At 32.8% G+C, this 17,423-nt stretch carries 18 protein-coding genes; 10 read left to right on the plus strand and 8 right to left on the minus strand.

Annotated features, from left to right (window positions below; genetic code table 11):
* Nucleotides 1-284, plus strand: a 284-nt coding sequence (locus PQ963_09650) for a zinc ribbon domain-containing protein (GenBank protein MEN4029922.1), incomplete at its 5' end; no start/stop codon positions are given.
* Nucleotides 285-365: 81 nt separating this feature from the next.
* Here the strand turns inward: PQ963_09650 and PQ963_09655 are convergent.
* From PQ963_09655 to PQ963_09670, 4 genes are all read right to left on the minus strand, one after another.
* Nucleotides 366-695: a DUF86 domain-containing protein gene (locus tag PQ963_09655; protein ID MEN4029923.1), complete on the minus strand. Its 330-nt coding sequence runs from the start codon at nt 693-695 to the stop codon at nt 366-368.
* A 59-nt stretch (nt 696-754) separates the two neighbouring features.
* Entirely contained in the window at nt 755-1,966 is a 1,212-nt protein-coding gene (hmgA, locus tag PQ963_09660; protein ID MEN4029924.1) for a hydroxymethylglutaryl-CoA reductase (NADPH), read from the minus strand.
* An 81-nt stretch (nt 1,967-2,047) separates the two neighbouring features.
* Complete coding sequence (sucD, locus tag PQ963_09665) at nt 2,048-2,908, minus strand: succinate--CoA ligase subunit alpha (protein ID MEN4029925.1); 861 nt, start codon at nt 2,906-2,908, stop codon at nt 2,048-2,050.
* Between the two features lie 56 nt (nt 2,909-2,964).
* Nucleotides 2,965-3,702, minus strand: a complete 738-nt coding sequence (locus PQ963_09670) for a hypothetical protein (protein MEN4029926.1) — start codon at nt 3,700-3,702, stop codon at nt 2,965-2,967.
* A gap of 213 nt (nt 3,703-3,915) precedes the next feature.
* Here PQ963_09670 and aroD point away from each other — a divergent pair, with 213 nt between their 5' ends.
* Both aroD and PQ963_09680 read left to right on the plus strand, forming a co-directional pair.
* Nucleotides 3,916-4,587 carry a type I 3-dehydroquinate dehydratase gene (gene aroD, locus PQ963_09675; GenBank protein MEN4029927.1) on the plus strand — a complete coding sequence of 224 codons (672 nt, stop codon included), beginning with the start codon at nt 3,916-3,918 and terminating at the stop codon, nt 4,585-4,587.
* Complete coding sequence (locus PQ963_09680; GenBank protein MEN4029928.1) at nt 4,584-5,222, plus strand: S24/S26 family peptidase; 639 nt, start codon at nt 4,584-4,586, stop codon at nt 5,220-5,222. The genes aroD and PQ963_09680 overlap by 4 nt, the downstream gene beginning before the upstream one ends.
* A gap of 443 nt (nt 5,223-5,665) precedes the next feature.
* Here the strand turns inward: PQ963_09680 and PQ963_09685 are convergent, their stop codons facing one another.
* Together PQ963_09685 and PQ963_09690 are read right to left on the minus strand one after the other, a co-directional pair.
* Nucleotides 5,666-5,791 carry a hypothetical protein gene (locus PQ963_09685; GenBank protein ID MEN4029929.1) on the minus strand — a complete coding sequence of 42 codons (126 nt, stop codon included), beginning with the start codon at nt 5,789-5,791 and terminating at the stop codon, nt 5,666-5,668.
* An 85-nt stretch (nt 5,792-5,876) separates the two neighbouring features.
* Nucleotides 5,877-6,839 carry a zinc metalloprotease HtpX gene (locus PQ963_09690; protein ID MEN4029930.1) on the minus strand — a complete coding sequence of 321 codons (963 nt, stop codon included), beginning with the start codon at nt 6,837-6,839 and terminating at the stop codon, nt 5,877-5,879.
* Between the two features lie 219 nt (nt 6,840-7,058).
* Here PQ963_09690 and PQ963_09695 point away from each other — a divergent pair, with 219 nt between their 5' ends.
* The 3 genes from PQ963_09695 (at nt 7,059) to PQ963_09705 (ending at nt 8,661) form a co-directional block, all read left to right on the plus strand.
* Entirely contained in the window at nt 7,059-7,601 is a 543-nt protein-coding gene (locus PQ963_09695; protein MEN4029931.1) for a helix-turn-helix domain-containing protein, read from the plus strand.
* Nucleotides 7,602-7,802: 201 nt separating this feature from the next.
* Nucleotides 7,803-8,222, plus strand: coding sequence for an RNA-guided endonuclease TnpB family protein (locus PQ963_09700; GenBank protein MEN4029932.1), 420 nt, complete (start codon nt 7,803-7,805; stop codon nt 8,220-8,222).
* Between the two features lie 100 nt (nt 8,223-8,322).
* Nucleotides 8,323-8,661 carry a DUF3147 domain-containing protein gene (locus PQ963_09705; GenBank protein ID MEN4029933.1) on the plus strand — a complete coding sequence of 113 codons (339 nt, stop codon included), beginning with the start codon at nt 8,323-8,325 and terminating at the stop codon, nt 8,659-8,661.
* A gap of 7 nt (nt 8,662-8,668) precedes the next feature.
* Here PQ963_09705 and PQ963_09710 read toward each other — a convergent pair whose 3' ends face one another.
* Nucleotides 8,669-9,283, minus strand: coding sequence for a DedA family protein (locus tag PQ963_09710; GenBank protein MEN4029934.1), 615 nt, complete (start codon nt 9,281-9,283; stop codon nt 8,669-8,671).
* A gap of 526 nt (nt 9,284-9,809) precedes the next feature.
* Here PQ963_09710 and PQ963_09715 point away from each other — a divergent pair.
* On the plus strand, nt 9,810-11,387 hold the full coding sequence (locus PQ963_09715) for a hypothetical protein (GenBank protein MEN4029935.1): 1,578 nt from the start codon (nt 9,810-9,812) through the stop codon (nt 11,385-11,387).
* Between the two features lie 11 nt (nt 11,388-11,398).
* On the opposite strand, the gene PQ963_09720 is transcribed toward PQ963_09715, so the two are convergent.
* Nucleotides 11,399-13,519 (minus strand): DUF2206 domain-containing protein, encoded by a 2,121-nt coding sequence (locus PQ963_09720; protein ID MEN4029936.1) that lies wholly within the window; start codon nt 13,517-13,519, stop codon nt 11,399-11,401.
* A gap of 444 nt (nt 13,520-13,963) precedes the next feature.
* Here PQ963_09720 and PQ963_09725 point away from each other — a divergent pair, with 444 nt between their 5' ends.
* The 3 genes from PQ963_09725 to PQ963_09735 all read left to right on the plus strand — a co-directional run bounded on the left by PQ963_09725 (nt 13,964) and on the right by PQ963_09735 (nt 16,783).
* Complete coding sequence (locus PQ963_09725; protein ID MEN4029937.1) at nt 13,964-14,386, plus strand: DUF1616 domain-containing protein; 423 nt, start codon at nt 13,964-13,966, stop codon at nt 14,384-14,386.
* Between the two features lie 167 nt (nt 14,387-14,553).
* Nucleotides 14,554-15,486 (plus strand): SDR family oxidoreductase, encoded by a 933-nt coding sequence (locus PQ963_09730; protein MEN4029938.1) that lies wholly within the window; start codon nt 14,554-14,556, stop codon nt 15,484-15,486.
* Between the two features lie 67 nt (nt 15,487-15,553).
* Nucleotides 15,554-16,783, plus strand: coding sequence for a GDP-mannose 4,6-dehydratase (locus PQ963_09735; GenBank protein MEN4029939.1), 1,230 nt, complete (start codon nt 15,554-15,556; stop codon nt 16,781-16,783).
* The last annotated feature ends 640 nt before the right edge of the window (nt 16,784-17,423 follow it).

Below are 17,423 nucleotides of genomic sequence, written 5' to 3' on the forward strand. Positions count from 1 at the left end.
CAAAGACTACAGCAGATCAGCATTGGTTTGAGTTCAAACGACAACTACAATATAAGTCTGATTGGTATGATAAACATTTTAGAGTTGTTGATGAAAAATACACTTCTAAAACTTGCAGTAATTGTGGATATGTTACAGAAGTTTGGGATTTGAATATTCGCAGATGGATATGCCCTGATTGTGGTTGTGATCATGATAGGGATGTTAATGCTGCATGTAATATTCTAACCGTAGGAACTACGGGGATTGCCTTTGATAAAACCAACAATCAGTTGGTGGATTAGGAATCCATAACCTCTTCAGGTCATGGTAGTTCAAGGAATTGATTTGGAGTAAAGCTTGAAAATAAAAACAATTTTAATAAGTTATTTAGCTTCGCTCAATTTTAAAATTTCTTTTTTCAAGGCAGGAATCTCATTCTTTACTGTTTCCCAGATCAATTCTAAATCAACTTCTCCATGAATAAGCGTATCTCTAACATTTGTAATTGTTTCCCATGGAATTTCTGGATATTTGCTTTTGAAATGGTCTGACATACTTTCAACGGCTTTTCCAATGATTTTAATCCTTCGAATTACTGCATCCTGAATAAAATTTGTATTTAAGAATTCTTCTTTTGTTATATCTGCTGTATAATCTTCAATCAATGTAATTGACTGTAAAATATGGTCTATAAATATATCTGGATCATTCATTATATTACAACACAAAGCTATTTTTAAGTATTTTTACGTTTAGGACTTTATTTTTGTAATTAAGCTCTTCCCAAATCCTTATGCGCCCTTGCAAGGTGCCCCGCTGCAAGCGCACCCATAAGTGAAAGTTCTCCTGCAAGAACAGTTCCTGCAACTATTTCAGCGAATTTATGGACTTTTTTGTTTCCATAAGCATTCATTATTTCCAGGCATTCGCGTGCAGTTTCAATGCTTGTTCCACCACCAACAGTTGCTACAGGCATGTCAGGGAGTGTAACTGTAAAATAAAGGTCACCATTATCTTCTACCATTGCGGTGGTTATCCCTATGCTCCCTTCAACTATATGTGCTTCGTCCTGTCCTGTTGCTAAAAATATTGCTCCAATCATGTTAGCATAATGGGCGTTGAAACCCATACTTCCTGAAATTGCTGATCCAATGAGGTTTTTAGCGGTGTTAACTTCAACTATTGCTTCTGGAGTTGTTTTAAGCTTATTTTTAACTATATCTCTTGGAACAATTACTTCGGCTGTAAGGCTTTTTCCCCTTCCTTCGATAAGGTTTAAAGATGATGGTTTTTTATCAACGCATGCATTTCCACTTAAAGCAATTAAATGCGCACCGGTTTTATAAGTTAAAAGATTTAAAGCTGCTTCTGTAGCTATTGTAACCATATTCATCCCCATACTGTCTCCCGTGGTATAAACAAACCTTGGATAAATGTATTTTCCAACAACAAGTATGGGATCAATTTTTACAAGTTTCCCATGCCTTGTGGTTACTTCCGCTGCTTTTTTAAGCTCTGAAAAATGTTCATTAATCCATGCCTTGATTTCAATGGCGTTTGTTACGGATTTAGCCTTTAAAACCGGTGCTCTTGTCATCTTATCATCAATTATTTTGGTGATAGCTCCACCAGACTCATATATAACTGAAAATCCCCTGTTTACTGATGCTACAAGCGCTCCTTCTGATGTTGCAAGTGGTACGTAAAATTCTCCATTTGCATAATCTCCATTAACTTTTAAAGGGCCAGCAATCCCTAAAGGTATCTGAATAACGCCTATTGGATTTTCAATGTTCTTTTTAGATGCTAATTCCATGTCAATTGAGTAATTAGAAATGTTTTTTAATTCTGCGCCGCTCATCTTTTCTGCAAACTTACGTCTTATCAAAATTGCCTGGTCTGCATTATCGGTGTATTTTTCTATTTCATGAAGTTTAATATCGCCGTTTACTAATTTATCTATTATTTCTTCTTTATTTACCATGATTCTCACGATATTGTTTTTAAATATTTAAAATCAAAAATTTAGTTTTTTTTAATTATTCCTTGCAGTACTTAAAAATGATTATAAAATATTTTTTATGATATTTACTATTTCAGATGGACGGCCTGCTACTTCAACCCCCGCATCTTTAAGCGTATTTATTTTACTTTCTGCAGTTCCACTTTCTCCCTCAATTATAGCTCCTGCATGTCCCATTCGTTTACCTGGAGGTGCGGTGACTCCTGCAATGTAAGCTACAACTGGTTTAGAGATATTTTTGCCTATGTATTCTGCAGCTTTTTCTTCTGCATTCCCTCCGATTTCACCAATCATTACTATTGCATCGGTACCGTCATCTTCTTCAAAGCTCTGTAGAACATCTGCAAAGTCCATTCCAACAACAGGGTCGCCGCCTATACCCAAACATGTGCTCTGCCCCATTCCAGCACTTGTAACTTGGTATGCCACTTCATAGGTTAATGTACCACTTCTGGATACGATTCCAATGTTTCCTTCATCAAAAATGTGTGTGGGCATGATTCCAAGTTTTCCAACACCCGGTGATATAATTCCCGGAGTATTGGGGCCAATTACTGTAGTATTATTTCGTTTTGCATATTCTACTATTTGCATTGAATCATGGACCGGTATATGTTCAGTTATAATTACAACCAGGTCAAGCTGTGAAATGGCTTCGTATGCAGCATCCTTTGCAAATGGTGCTGGAATAAAAATAATTGACGCATTAATGTCTAATTCGTCTTTTGCTTCTTCAATGGAGTTGTAAACATTTACAGGACCAAATTTTTGGCCTCCTTTTCCAGGGGATGTCCCTGCAACGATTTTTGTGTTGTAGTTCAGCATCTGCTCAGTGTGGAAAGATCCCTGCTTTCCTGTAATTCCCTGCACAATACATCTGGTATTTTCGTCAAGAATTATCATATATTATCTCCTGAATTGTCATTATCTCTTTAATAGCTTCTAATTTCCGTTAATTATTATAAATTTAATGATCCTGGAATTCTCATCCTCTCTGATAGGGGTACGGCTAAATCTATTACATTTCCGTTCATAAATGCCGTAACCGACATTATAATGGCTCTAGGGATTACATAAGATGGTGTCCCTCTTCTAACAAGGCTTACGTGGTGATTTCCAAGGGCAGCACCAACCATGGCTCCGGCTACAGCACCCACACCTTCAATGTCTTCTATTGTTGCAACAACAACAGGATCATCTGTCTGCTTTGAAACATAACCCACACCCGGAATATTGAGCGTTCCATCCACAGCACCACCACCAACGTCTGTCACATTATCCATCCCTTTTGCTGCTTTTAATGCAGAATCTGCAACTTTTCCAACAATTTCTTCCCCACCATAGGTATCAAATGAAACAATCACAGCATCAGGATATCTGCCTCGTCTTATTTTCGCTTCAGCATGAGAAATACCCTCTCCTGCTTCCATAGGAGAATCTGATATCCCTGCAATATCACCCAGATTTTCCGCATTTTTCTTTAATATTTCAATTATCCCTGCATTAACAGATTCAAGCTCATCATCTTCAACAAAAGCACTTATAACCATATCATCACCAGTAATATTAGTTAAAGCAGCTTTATATGCCCCAGCATCTATCAAAGTTGGAATGTCCTTTTCAATATTACAGATAAGTGATCTGCTACATGAAACATCGTTTATTGAGATATCTGCACCAATTGCAGTTAATTTCAAATAATCACCTTTAATAGCTAAACTATTAATTATTACATAAGCATTATATCAATGAACTTCTTTTTATAATTTTTCAAATTAAAATTAAATATCATCCACAGAGTTTAAATAATCAACATGTAAATAAGATATATTTTAATCTGTAAGATATTAAACTGTTTATCCGTAAAATTAATTTAGGTAGAGATATAAATAAATTAAAAGGTAGTACTGATGTTTAAAAAACCAATGATCTGCGCCCCAATTCTTGAAAGAAAATCTGAATCTGTACTGGAATCTGCAAAAAAAGCTGTGGATTTAGGTGCGGATATTATTGAATTTAGAATAGACGCACTGGAAGATCCAGATGCAGATGAAATTCAAAATATCATTGCTGAAATTAACCACCCATTGATTGCTACAAACCGTGTAAAAAGTGAAGGCGGCTTTTTTAATGGATCAGAAGAAGAAAGAATCTCAATTTTAATAAAAGCTGCAAAATATGCAGATATTGTAGATATAGAACTTCAAACAGAAACTGAACTCCAGGAAAAAGTTATAAAAGCCTCAAAATCAACAATTGTATCATATCACAATTTCAAAAAGACTCCTTCTTTTCGGGAGCTTCTGGACGTGGTGGCAAGAGAAAAAGAAATTGGAGACATAGCCAAGTTTGCAGTAATGCCCAATAATAATAAGGATACCTTAACTGTTTTAAAGGTGTTATCCGAGGTTTCAAACACCATAGGAATTGCAATGGGAGATATTGGAAAATATACAAGGCTAATAGCCCCAATTTTTGGATCCCCAATCACATTTGCATCAATTGGTAATGAATCAGCACCAGGACAGTTAGATATTCAAACTACTAAATATATTTTACAAAAATTGGCGGTGATTGATTGAAATCACGTGCAGGGATAATTATAGGACTGATCATACTTGGTGTTATGGCTATATCATCTGTTTACATTGCCTGGAATATAAACAACGTCAGCGTGACCATTGAAACCGATGGTTTGGATGTGGCAGTTAAAACATCGTCCCTTTTTGGCACTCCAGAACAAATGAATGATGAAATGCAGCAGAAAGTCTTAGAACAGATTGTAGAACCAAACAGTACCGTTGAGAGTATTGGAAATGACATAAAAACCATTGCTCGAAAGTACAATTATAGTGCAACAGTTACCATAGTTTCGCAGTTTGGAACCAATCAACTTCCTATGCCGGCTACAGTAAGGGGTAGGTCTATGGTTCCAACATTACAGGATGGACAGGAAATAATTGCCCTTAAAACCACAGATTATAAGGTTGACGATATTGTAGTGGCCACGCATCCAGATCATGGAATGATTGTAAAGAGATTAAAAAAAATAGAAGGAAATAGAGTCTATTTAATGAGTGATAACAGAAATGTGGAATATTTCACCACGGAAAGGGATCTGGGTAATGGTCTTGTGGAAATCTATACTTATAAAAGAGTCCCTCTGGACACATGGCTTCCCCGTGAAAATATCGTAGGTGTGGTAAAAAGTTACTGAGGAATTATGGCCAGCCGGATCATGAACATATGGACATTGTTTCGGGACTCTCCTTGTCATCCTCATAAACTTAATTTTTAAGCTATCTATGCTCCCAAGCTTCTAACCATTTATCACAGCCTTCTATTTGTTTGCCCTTTTCAAACAAATCGTAACCTTCTTGCATCAATGAATCTATTTTTTTCTCATAGGATTTCAATTTTATTGTATATCCCTCTTTTAAACCTGATTAGCACTTTTGCATATGCCTTGCAGATAAAGGAAGTTCCGCAAAGGCGGAATTTGGACAGAGGTACGAAACACCGACGCCAGATATGCTCTGTCAGGCGAAGTTTTATCATTTGTAAATGCTCTTTCTATGTCCGATTCTCAAAATCGCTATGTTTTCATCGTAAATGTCAAATATAACTCTGTAATCTCCTATTCTGAATCTATATGTTCCTTTATACATCAAATATTTCCTCAAGATTTTTCATTTTGCCTTCTTTATAATCACTTCTTGCCTCTTCAATTGAGCGTAGATATTCGTCACTTGAAAGTGATAGTATATCTTCGATTAAATCTTCCATAGCTTCCCTGCATATAACTGGTTTATTATGGATCAATGCAATTTAGAATCACACAATGCATAAGAGTCATGTTTCTACACCATAGTTAGCTCATTTCAGCAAGCTTTTTAACTCTTTTTACCATATTAGGGTGGGTTGAAAATATTTCCATTATTTTAGCCCCTGTACCAACCCTTGTTCTGGTATATTTGATTTGTGCAAGCTCGCTTTCACTTATAGAACCATCCCTATTTAAATCCACATGTCTGAAGTCATCTATCTCATTCTTTGCATCAGAAACATTGTTTACAAAAAAAGCTTTCAGACCTTCCACTTCCTTCAATTCATCCTTATTAGCCCTTGCAGATCCATGAACTAATTTATAAAGGGCACTTGCAAGGTAATTGGGTTGATTTCCAAGTTCAACACTTCCTTCATCAGCATAGTATTCCCTGACACGAGATATAAATAGCACAATGAGGTTGCCGATGAAATAGGCTGCTAATGCTCCGATCCCAATTAGTGCAGTGCCACTATTACGATCTCCATTTGAAAAAAGAGTGCTGATGAAGATGTAGTAACAGATAAGAGGCACCACGCTTATTAAAGTCATGACAATCATATCGCTGTGATTTATATGAGACATTTCATGCCCTAAAACAGCTTTAAGTTCTTTTTCATTTAATAAACTTAAAATACCTCTTGTAACACATATTCTGCCGTCTCCTTTAGTTTTACCAAAAGCAAATGCATTTGGTATGCTGGTTTGTGAAATTCCAATTTTTGGTTTGGGAATACCTGCTTTAATTGCTAAATCTCCCACCATTTGATGTAATTTAGGAGCTTCTGTTTCCGATACATATTTTACTCTCATTGTAGCCTCAACCATTTTGGGGCCAAGCAGGTACTGAATGAAAATAATGAGCAATGCAAAAATGGCCAGTGCAAATGGTCCCTTAAATCCGAAATAATAAGCAATTACAGTTATTATTGCATAAAGGATTCCAAAAAGTAGTATGACTGCAATCCATAGCCTTAATTTTAATTTCCATGAAGTAAAAACTTTCATTTTAGCACCGAATTATAAATTAATATTATGTTTAAAGAGAATACTATATATAATTTTTGTAATTTCAAGATATAGAGATTAATTTATCTAATTTCTGAAAGAATACTATGATTTCTATAAGTCATTAGATGAATTTTCAGATTAATACTTAAATCAAAGGGTTAAATACTGTGAAAACATAATTATAATAAATAATGAAACCAGAATTAGACAAAAACGATGAAAACCGTAACTAAATCCTATAAATATAGAATATATCCGAATAAAGAGCAACAGGATATATTAGAATTTAACATGGGCAGCGCACGCTTTGTTTTCAACCATGTTAAAGCCATGTATGAACTATATAGAAAACAGGCAGTGGAATATGGTTTAAAACCAGTATATGCAAACAAAAAACTGTTCAATAGCATATTAAATGATTTAAAGAAGCATCATCCATTTTTAAAAGAAGCTAACAGCACAGCCCTTCAAAAAGCATATGATGACCTTATTTCTGCCTATAAAATGGTGGGTAAAGGAAATGGAGGGGTGAAATTTAAATCCCGTAAAAATCCCGTACAATCATTCAGAACCTTAAACGCTGAAATAGTGGATGGGAAATTGAAACTACCCAAAATTAATACTTTAATCTCTATGAAATATAGTAGAAAAGTTCGTGGAGACATATTAAGTGCAACTATCAGTAGAAACAACTCTAACCAGTACTTCGTAAGTTTTAATGTTAAAAACAGCCCTGTTAAACAGCTAAAAAAAAACTAATCAAAAAGAGGTATTAGATCTTGAATTGAAAGATTTAGCAACATTTAGTACTGGTTTCATAATAGGTAAAATATATTTAAAAGAGGTTGATAATAAGATAAAACGACAAAATCAAATATTAAGTAAAAGGGTTAAGAATGGGTGTAATTGGCTGAAAGCGAAAACCAAGCTTAACCAGTTATACCAGAAGAAAAAAATATAATAAATGATTTTCTACATAAAACAACAACACAAATAGTACAAGAATTTGATAAAATCTATATTGGAAATGTGAACAGCCAATTAGGATTAAAAAATAAACATTTAGCAAAGACTACAGCAGATCAACACTGGTACGAATTCAAGCGACAACTACAATATAAGTCTGATTGGTATAATAAACATTTTAAAGTTGTTAATGAAAAATACACTTCTAAAACTTGCAGTAATTGTGGACATGTTACAGAAGTTTTGGATTTGAATATTCGCAGATGGATATGTCCCAAATGCAATATAGAACATGATAGGGACATAAACGCTGCATATAATATGAAAACCTTGAATGACAAACAACGTCATTCAAGGTTTTTTCTAACCGTGGGAACCACGGGGCTTGCCTTTGAAAAAATCAACAAGGATTGATGGATTAGGAAGCTATTGACCTATTCAGGTCATGGTAGTTCAATAAGCAGCAAGTAATATTAAGATATATTTGATCAAAGTTCTAATTTAGGTTATTTTCATGATATTTGAAACTTTAAAATATGTGATATACTTCATTTTAGGCGGTTTAATTGTGGTATTAGCCACATACTTCGGAATTGAGAGGAAAGGATTGATGGCAGCATTTTTTGCCATGTTTCCATTTGTAACAGCTTTTACAATGTTTACAATATATTCTGCAGCAGGTTCAGAAGCTGTTATTAATTATTTAAAAGGATTACTTTTACTTACACCTGTATGGGTCAGTTACTTACTGATCATTCTTTATTTAGTTCCAAAATATGGGTTCTGGATTTCAATGACAATGGGAGTACTTATTTATTTGCTAATTGCCTTAATTTTCATTTTAAAATACTAATACAAAATTAATCATGATCCTTACCCTGATAATAGTATATGATGTAAATAATAACCGCCGCAATTCCTATTCCCATAAATATGTCCAGAATATGGAAATATTCCCTTATTGTTTTCCAGTGTGGTCCTAACATCACTCCTACATATCCTAAAAAAAGAACCCATGGAATACAACCTGAAACAGTATAAATTGTGAATTTTTTGAAGTTCATTTCAGCTATACCTGCAGGAAGAGAAATGAAAGTTCGTATAATTGGCAGCATTCTGCTTATAAAAACTGCCTCGTGACCATATCTTTCAAACCAGTTGTGGGCCAGATCAAGTTTTCTGTGGCTTATAAAGAAATATTTACCATATTTTTCTAAAAATGGCCTTCCACCTTTTAATCCCACAAAATATGCTATCCATGAGCCAGCTAAATTTCCAAGAACGCCAGCAATTGTTATTCCTGGAAGGGTCATTTTACCTTCCCAAACAACATATCCTGCAAAAGGCATTATTACTTCACTTGGAAGTGGAATGCAGGCACTTTCTACAAGCATTCCCAGAAAAACACCCCAATATCCCAAATACTCAATAAGATGAATTGCTATTTGACTTACATAATCAACAATACTTATCATAGATTTTAAATTGGTAAATGAAATGTTATATATTTTTCAAAAAATAATCCTGAAATATAATAATTCTCAGAAATTCGAAATAGAATGGTAAATATGCTAAAAAACAAATCAACAAGTTTTCTATTAATTTTATCTTTAGCAGGTGACGTGTATAGCTGCAGCTACTTTCAAGCCCCTGTGACAACGTGATTATGTGTTATAAAGCACTGATTTATGGAAAATTTTTGATAGTCCTGATCTGTAAACTTGAAACATAAGCCCGAAAAATCAAAGCATGCCAATCTTCGATTTGCTGCCCCAAAATTCAAAGTTTTCAAAAACCAAAAGTTTTTGATACCCCCAAAAAATCTTCGATTTTTTGAGGGATTTTTCGACGGCATTCTATAAACTCACCAAATCACTTGATTTGCTAAAAACTGGATAAAAACATACCTTCGTCAGTCAAATTTAAATGGATCACAACATACATATCAAATTACATATTAAAATTATTAAACTAAATTTTATTTAAGTCAAAAGTGATTCAATGAAACTGAGTACATTTATCAGTAAATACCTGTGGATTATTCCAGCTATAACTGTGTTTTTCATAGCTCTAATTCCAACATTGGAGCATCAGTGGCCTTTAAGCTGGGATATTATTTACCATGTTCAATATGCTAAAGTATACAGTCAGTATGGATTTGTTTTAATAAACCCGTTAATAAATGCACCTGCTGGGCAAAAAATAGCTTATCCTCCACTTTTCCATTTTTTGATTGCTGCTCTTGGGAACACTTTGAACATGGATTATTTTCAAGTGGCAAGATCCTTGCAGCCTATTTTAGCATTTTCAATTGTTTTATCAGTTTCATATGTTGCAAAGGAGTTTTATGGAAGAATTGCAGGTATTTCTGCAGGTTTTTTGATGATTTCAGGCTATCTTTTATTCAGGATCATTCTCCCGGTTCCTGAAAATCTTGCACTTATTTTTATACCTCTTGCAGTTTATTTCTATTACATTTCCATCAGGGAAAAAGTCCTTAAATATGCATTAATTTCAGGAATATTATTTTTACCAGTTATTGCTTCACATCAGGCCGCAGCATTATGTTTAGTTTTAGTAATTGGTGCTTTTACATTTCTTGAACTTGCAATGCACAGGAATATAAGAGTTTTTAAAAATTTAGGTGCTTTTTTCATGTTTTTAATAATCCTGGTTGTTTCTGGATTAATTTTACTTTTATTCTGGAAACCTGATCTATTTTTCAGCTTACTAAATCAGGGATTAAGTGCTGTAACTGGTTACAGTACCTCACTTAATTACAGCCAGATTCTGAGCCCTTATAATTATATTAAACACCTTGGACCACTGGTTTTAATTTCTGCATTAATTGGAGGAATTTTTGCAGTAAAAAAAAGATGTGAAAAAAATTATTTCATTGTTACATGGATAATTTCCCTATTTCTACTCAGTAACGCTTACTGGTTTGGAATTAATGTTTTATCATCCAGAGTTCTAATTTATTTGCTGATTCCACTTGCAATATTTGGAGGTTTTGGGATAAGTGAACTTTATTATAGCCTGAAAAAAAATAACAAATTTTCATCTCCAAAAATAAAGTCTGTATTTTTAATAAGTATACTCCTGATATCAGCTGTTTCAGGAGCTATTACAGTTAGCGGATCTGTATTCTCTTTTCAGGCAAAAACATCATTGGGAAATATTCAAATAGCCCCTCCCGGTGCTTCAGAGATTGATGTGGCAAACTGGTTCAGTGAAAATGGAGATAAAAGCAGATCATTCATTACATCTAATCTGTACACTGGAAATTTAATTGCTGCAGTAGCTGAAATCCCTATTCACTATGGATTTGAATATTTCAACAAAAGCACTCCATTATCCACCTACAAAAATGAGAAAATAGGTTACATAGTACTGGATAAGCGTTTGACCTTCCAATCCCCAAATGGGACTTTGTATCTTCAAGCTGCACCTTCCGAATTCTATACACTTTTCTTTTTCAGTAAAGATATTAAAAGTAATCTTAGAGAAATAGTTCCACCCTATGCGTTCGTGGTGTTCGAAAATAATGATTTTATAGTCTGTAAAATAGGATACTAATTTTTAAGAGATTAGCCATAATAAACTCCTGCTCCACCATTATCATATATTTTAGTTTTTCTATGGATTAAATCACTCATATCCTTATAGACCTTTGTTTTTTCCTTAGAACCTCTTTCTATTGTTAATAAGAAGACATTTTCCCGGTTAAATTTTCTGGAGAAAATATAGGAGTTATTTTCACCTTTATAAAGAGAAAGATCAGGAACATAATAGAAGTATCTTTTAAATAATAGCACTCCATGCTCATCTCCATAAATATTTCCACCAGCATTATGCTTATACAGCCATTGAGCACCTGAAGTTTCATGCTGATTAAATCTTGGAAAAATATCTGATTCACTGCTTAAATGGACTGGAATAGAAGTATTTGTTAAAATAGCGAAAAATCCAGTATTAAACAGCATAAAAAAAACCAGAAATATGGAAAATAATTTTAAAGGCTTTTCATAAGATATGTCAATGCCTAAAGATTTGATTATTGATTTAAAAACTATTATACCTCCAATTATACAAAATGGGGATAGAAAGATGAAAGTTATCTGGAATATTCTTGTAATATTAAAAGAACTTTCAAAAATAGGGAAGAAAATACCGGTTATTAAAATTACCATTGCTACAATAGAAAGTGCAAAATATTCTTTATTAACTCTATAAATATTTAAAAAAGCCAGTATTAGACCTGTTAATGTGAAAAAAACAAGCGTAAAATTTAAATATCTCTGGACTGCCACAATCCATGTTTGTGGGTTTCCCACTAAAAATGCCATTACAACAAGTATTATTACGCTTAAAACTGCTGCTAAAAGGTATTTGCTTTTAGACTCTAAAACTGGATCGATCAAACTGTTTAAAAGACCTGATCCTCCTTTTATTTTATTTTTTCTAAATCTTAATGCAGCCAAAAATAGAACTAAAATAAATAAAAAACCTGTTATCAAACCCGAGTTTATGTCCATATTATTAAAAACATCCACTTTAGCAACATTTAAAAGGTCTGTAAATCCTTTAAGAGCCATTCCTCCTGCCAGAAATCCATACCATAAATATGCAAACAACGCAATTGAAGCTATGATAAAAAGATTGATCCTTGACCTTAATATTTTCATTGTAAAGATAAAATCTTCACCTGTAGACTTCATGAACCATTTGTATATATAATAAATGATTAATAATATGAAAGAAGTGATTAAAACAAAAAGGAAGAAATATGTTAATGAATAATGCGAAATCACCAATCCTAAACTAAATATAACCAGTAAAACCATTAAACTTTTATTTCTTTCACTGAAAATCAGCAATAAAAGTAAAATTAAAAATAGCTCTGCAATCATCCCTCTTCCAGCAGAAGGCAGTAACATAAAAAATGAACTGAATGATACAAATAAGAAAGATGCTAAAAACGCTATTTTAGAACTTGTCTGCTCTTTAAACAACTTATAAAGTCCTAAGGGTACTAATGAAAATAAAAAAGGGTAGATTATCTTAAAAACATAAACCAGATCCATACTTGTGAAAATAGAATAAAGTGGTCCAAGTATTACAACGCTTAACATTGCATTATAGGCGTCCGCAAAATTGAAGTCCCAGTAAGAATTATTGAAGGCCATATTAGCCAGAAAATACTCGTTTTGTATATCCCACCCCCATATATATGTTGAAATTAATGTACTTGCATATAGCAGTGAAATGGAGATTATCCAGACTATAAATGGATAAAATTTCTCTGGAATTTTATTAAATCCTGCAAGACTGACTATAACAGCAATCAGTGCAAATAAAAGCATCGAAATCATGTTATTATTGTAAAAATTAACAGAATATGATCCAAATATGGCCAAAAATGGAATTATACAAAGAAACAGAGTTAATGGAGATAATAAATCTTCAGTGTCTATAAAAGAAGGATTATTAAAATCTCTATCTATAATATAGCTTAAAAAAGCCAGAATTATCACATAAAGAGTCATTGCACCAATTAAAGGAATGATGGATAATGGTTTTAAAATTCCAAACAAAGGAAAAATCATGTTCACTAAAAATCCAGTAAGCATGGTACCTGTAATTCCAAGCCCGGCAGCATATAAAACTGATCTAATATTACCTAAATTGTGTAATTTCAGTATTCTCAAGATTAAATAACCTGGAGCGAAAGTAAGATACATAAAACCTGTTAATTGGGTAAAAACAGGGATACTAATGCCATGTAAACTTAATCCACATGTTATTAACAGTAAAATCTGTATTAAAATTATGGATTTAATAAATTGACTGAACTTCCAGTCATTCATTTGAAGAGGATTATTTAACATCATTTTATCAGATATTTTAAATCTTTACAAAAAACAGGTACAATTCGTTTCATTAACTGCAAATCTTATATATTTTTACATCTTTAATACGTTTGTTAATAGAATATAGTTTGAAAATTTAATATTTATAAAACACTGAATTTATATATATAAAAATGAAAAACACACTAAGCCCATGAACCTGACAGTCCCCAATAAATTATGAGATATATTGAATAAATGATAGCTTGTTACGTATTTTAAACAGGTGCAAAGGTGCAGAAAATGAATTTTGACAGAAAAATTTCCTTAATCTTAATAATTATGCTTATAGCTGCAGTTGCAGCCACAATATACATAATTGTCAATCCCAATCCCGGCGAAAAATTCACAGAGTTTTATATATTAGGAACTGATGGTAAGGCAGGAAATTATCCCAGTAATTTAACTGCTGGCCAAACTGGAAACCTTACTGTAGGTATAGTGAATCATGAGCAGTCCACAGTAACCTATAACCTGGTTATTAAACTGAATGATAAACAACTGAAAAATGAAAATATTACAGTTTTAAATAATGAAAAAAAAGAAATTCCATTTTCATTCAGGGCTTCAGCAGGTGCTAATCAGAAGTTAGAGTTTTTACTGTACAAATTACCGGATAATAGTGCAGTATATCGTTCTCTTAATTTAAATGTGAACGTAAAATAAATTAATGAAAATCAGAGAGATCTCAGTTCACCTGGTTAGTAACAACTCTTTATGGCTAAAAAAAGAAATATTTAATTATAAAAAGAATTATAAGTCATAAATTCAGTGCAAAAATAAATAAACCATTATATTATCTGACTAAAAGTTAAAAAACTTAGAGGTAAAAGATGAGAAATAAGAAAGTTGTGGTCACTGGTGGACTTGGATTTATCGGTTCTCACATAGTTGAAAGGCTGAATAATGACAATGAAGTCTTTATTGTAGATGATCAGTCTTCTGGAAAGATAGAAAATATCAAAGACCTCGATTTTACAAAAATAGACACTACCTTAGGTAGTATAACATCTATTAATCTTGAAGAAATATTTGAAGGCGGAGATTATCTTTTCCACCTTGCAGCAGATACCAGCGTTCCCCAAAGTGTTGATAATCCTCTTCACTGTAATGAAGTAAACATAACAGGAACTTTAAGAGTCCTTGAAGCAGCTAAGAATGTTGGAATCAAAAAAGTAGTGTTTTCATCATCATCTGCAGTTTATGGAGAAACAGAATCCTTACCAATTAGCGAGGACACTCCTCTTAATCCTTTATCACCTTATGCAGTTTCAAAAGCTGCTGGAGAACTTTATTGTAATGTATTTTCTGAAATATACGATCTTCCAACTGTGGCGCTTAGATACTTCAACGTTTTTGGGCCAAGACAGGACCCTGATTCGCAATACGCTGCAGTAATTCCCAATTTCATTGAAAAAATGATTAAAAATGAAAGACCAGTGATATATGGGGATGGAGAGCAGACCAGGGATTTTATTTCAGTAAAACAAGTTGTTGAAGCAAATATACTTGCAGCAGAATCTAAAGAGACAGGAGTGTTTAATATTGGTCTTGGGAAGAGCACCAGCGTTAACCAGCTCTTTGAAATGATAAAAGAAATACTGGAGAAAGATATCGAACCTGTATACGAAAAGGAACGTGCTGGGGATATTAAGCATTCAGTTGCAGATATATCTAAGGCTAAATCTTTTGGATTTGATCCTGATGATGATTTTAAGGATGATCTAAAAGAAACTATTGATTGGTTCATTAAAGAGAAGAATTAAATATTATTATGTGTCAATGCAAATAAATCATATAATAGCAAAATAACAATTTTATGGAGAAAATTTGATGAATTGGGAAGACAAAAATGTTTTAATAACAGGTATTGCAGGTTTTGCAGGATCTTACCTGGCAGAAGAACTATTAAATAAAGAAGCGAATGTTTTTGGGTTGGTTAGAGGAAGAGCTGATGGGATAAAATCCAAAAATTTGATAGACCGTGGCATTAATAATGATGTTAATTTAATTGGTGGAGATTTAACTGATATAACATCACTTGCAAATGCTTTAGATAAATCACAACCAGAATTCATATTCCACTTGGCTGCTCAATCATTTGTCCCAAGATCATTTGAAAATTCACTTGAAACACAACAAATAAACTGTATAGGAACTGCAAACCTCTTAGATGCAGTGAAAATAAAAGATATGGATTCAAAAATCATTTTTGCAGGATCCAGCGAAGAATACGGACTTGTAATAGCATCCAAAGAACACTACATGCATGCAAAAAAAGAGTATGGGACAATATTCCCAGAACCTGAAAGCATTCCAGAAGTACCCATAAAAGAAACCAACCCACTACGCCCAATGTCTCCATATGCAGTCTCCAAAGTCTATGGGGATCACTTAATGAGGAACTATTATCATTCTTATGGAGTAAAAACTGTAGTATCACGTGCTTTTAATCATGAAGGGGCTGGAAGAGGACCTATGTTCGTCACATCTGTCATTGTTAACCAAATAATGAAATTGAAATTTGGAGAAGTGGATAAAATTACTATTGGTAACGTAAATGCATTTAGAGATTGGTCACACGTGAAAGACGTTGTAAACGGATACATAACACTTGCAGAAAAAGGTAAAGCAGGTGAAGTCTATAATCAAGGCTCTATGAGAACCAACTCAGTACTAAGCTACATATTACTGGGTTTAGAAGAAGCAGGATGGAACATAGAAAAAATAGAAACCATTAATGGAGAAAAAACAATTAATAATCCTACAGAAACAGACAGAACCCCAATATATGGAATCAATTTCGAAAAAACAAAAGTAGACAGAATGATTCTTGAAGGAGAATTAGAGTATACAATAACGGATAAAGGAATAAATGCAGGAACTGATAAAGGAAAAGTTGTGATAGAATTTAATCCTGACAGATTCAGGCCTGCTGAAGTTCCCATTTTACTTGCTGATACTGAAAAGATTCAAAAAATTGGAGTTAAAACAGAATATAAATTAAATGATATTGTAAAGGATCAATTAAACTATTTCCTAAAAAAGGAGAATAGAATTTAAATAAAATCCAATTTTTCTTTTTATCCAATTATTTATTTATAATACAATATTAAAAATCAAATTATTGGATTTAAAACAAATTTTAAAAAGAGTAAGTTACATTCAATGCTTTTCCTGCAAGCTATTAATTCAAAGTAATATTTTGAATCTTTTAAATAGATATTTTAATTCTAAAATCATCTAATTTTTATCCGCCATTTATATTAGAAGTAATTTAAAATAAAAATAGAATTACTCATTAAAAAGGACCAAAAATATATCTATATTTCATAGAATTCCTTCTAAAAAGAACATTCCCAAATAAATTTATCTAAATATACGTTTGAATTATTTTTTAGACTATAATGATTTTTAAATTCATTTAACACCATTTATAAAAAAAAATAACACTCTAAATAACTTATAATTGAATTAAAAGTTCCATTAAACCCTAAAAAAACCCAACAACAATACATTAAAACTATGAATTGTGCTATTTTCATTAAATAAGTTATAAAATACTTAAATCCGCCAATAACGCAAACAAAGACGAATGCCCCCAGATACCTTAATCCAAAAATCCCTACGGGCGTCTTAAATTGCTAAAGAAGTTTTAATAGTGTCTTTTTTTGCATTAAAAAACGAAATATTTATAAACCAT

The organism is Methanobacterium sp., from assembly GCA_039666455.1.
In the GTDB taxonomy this organism is placed as follows: domain Archaea; phylum Methanobacteriota; class Methanobacteria; order Methanobacteriales; family Methanobacteriaceae; genus Methanobacterium_D.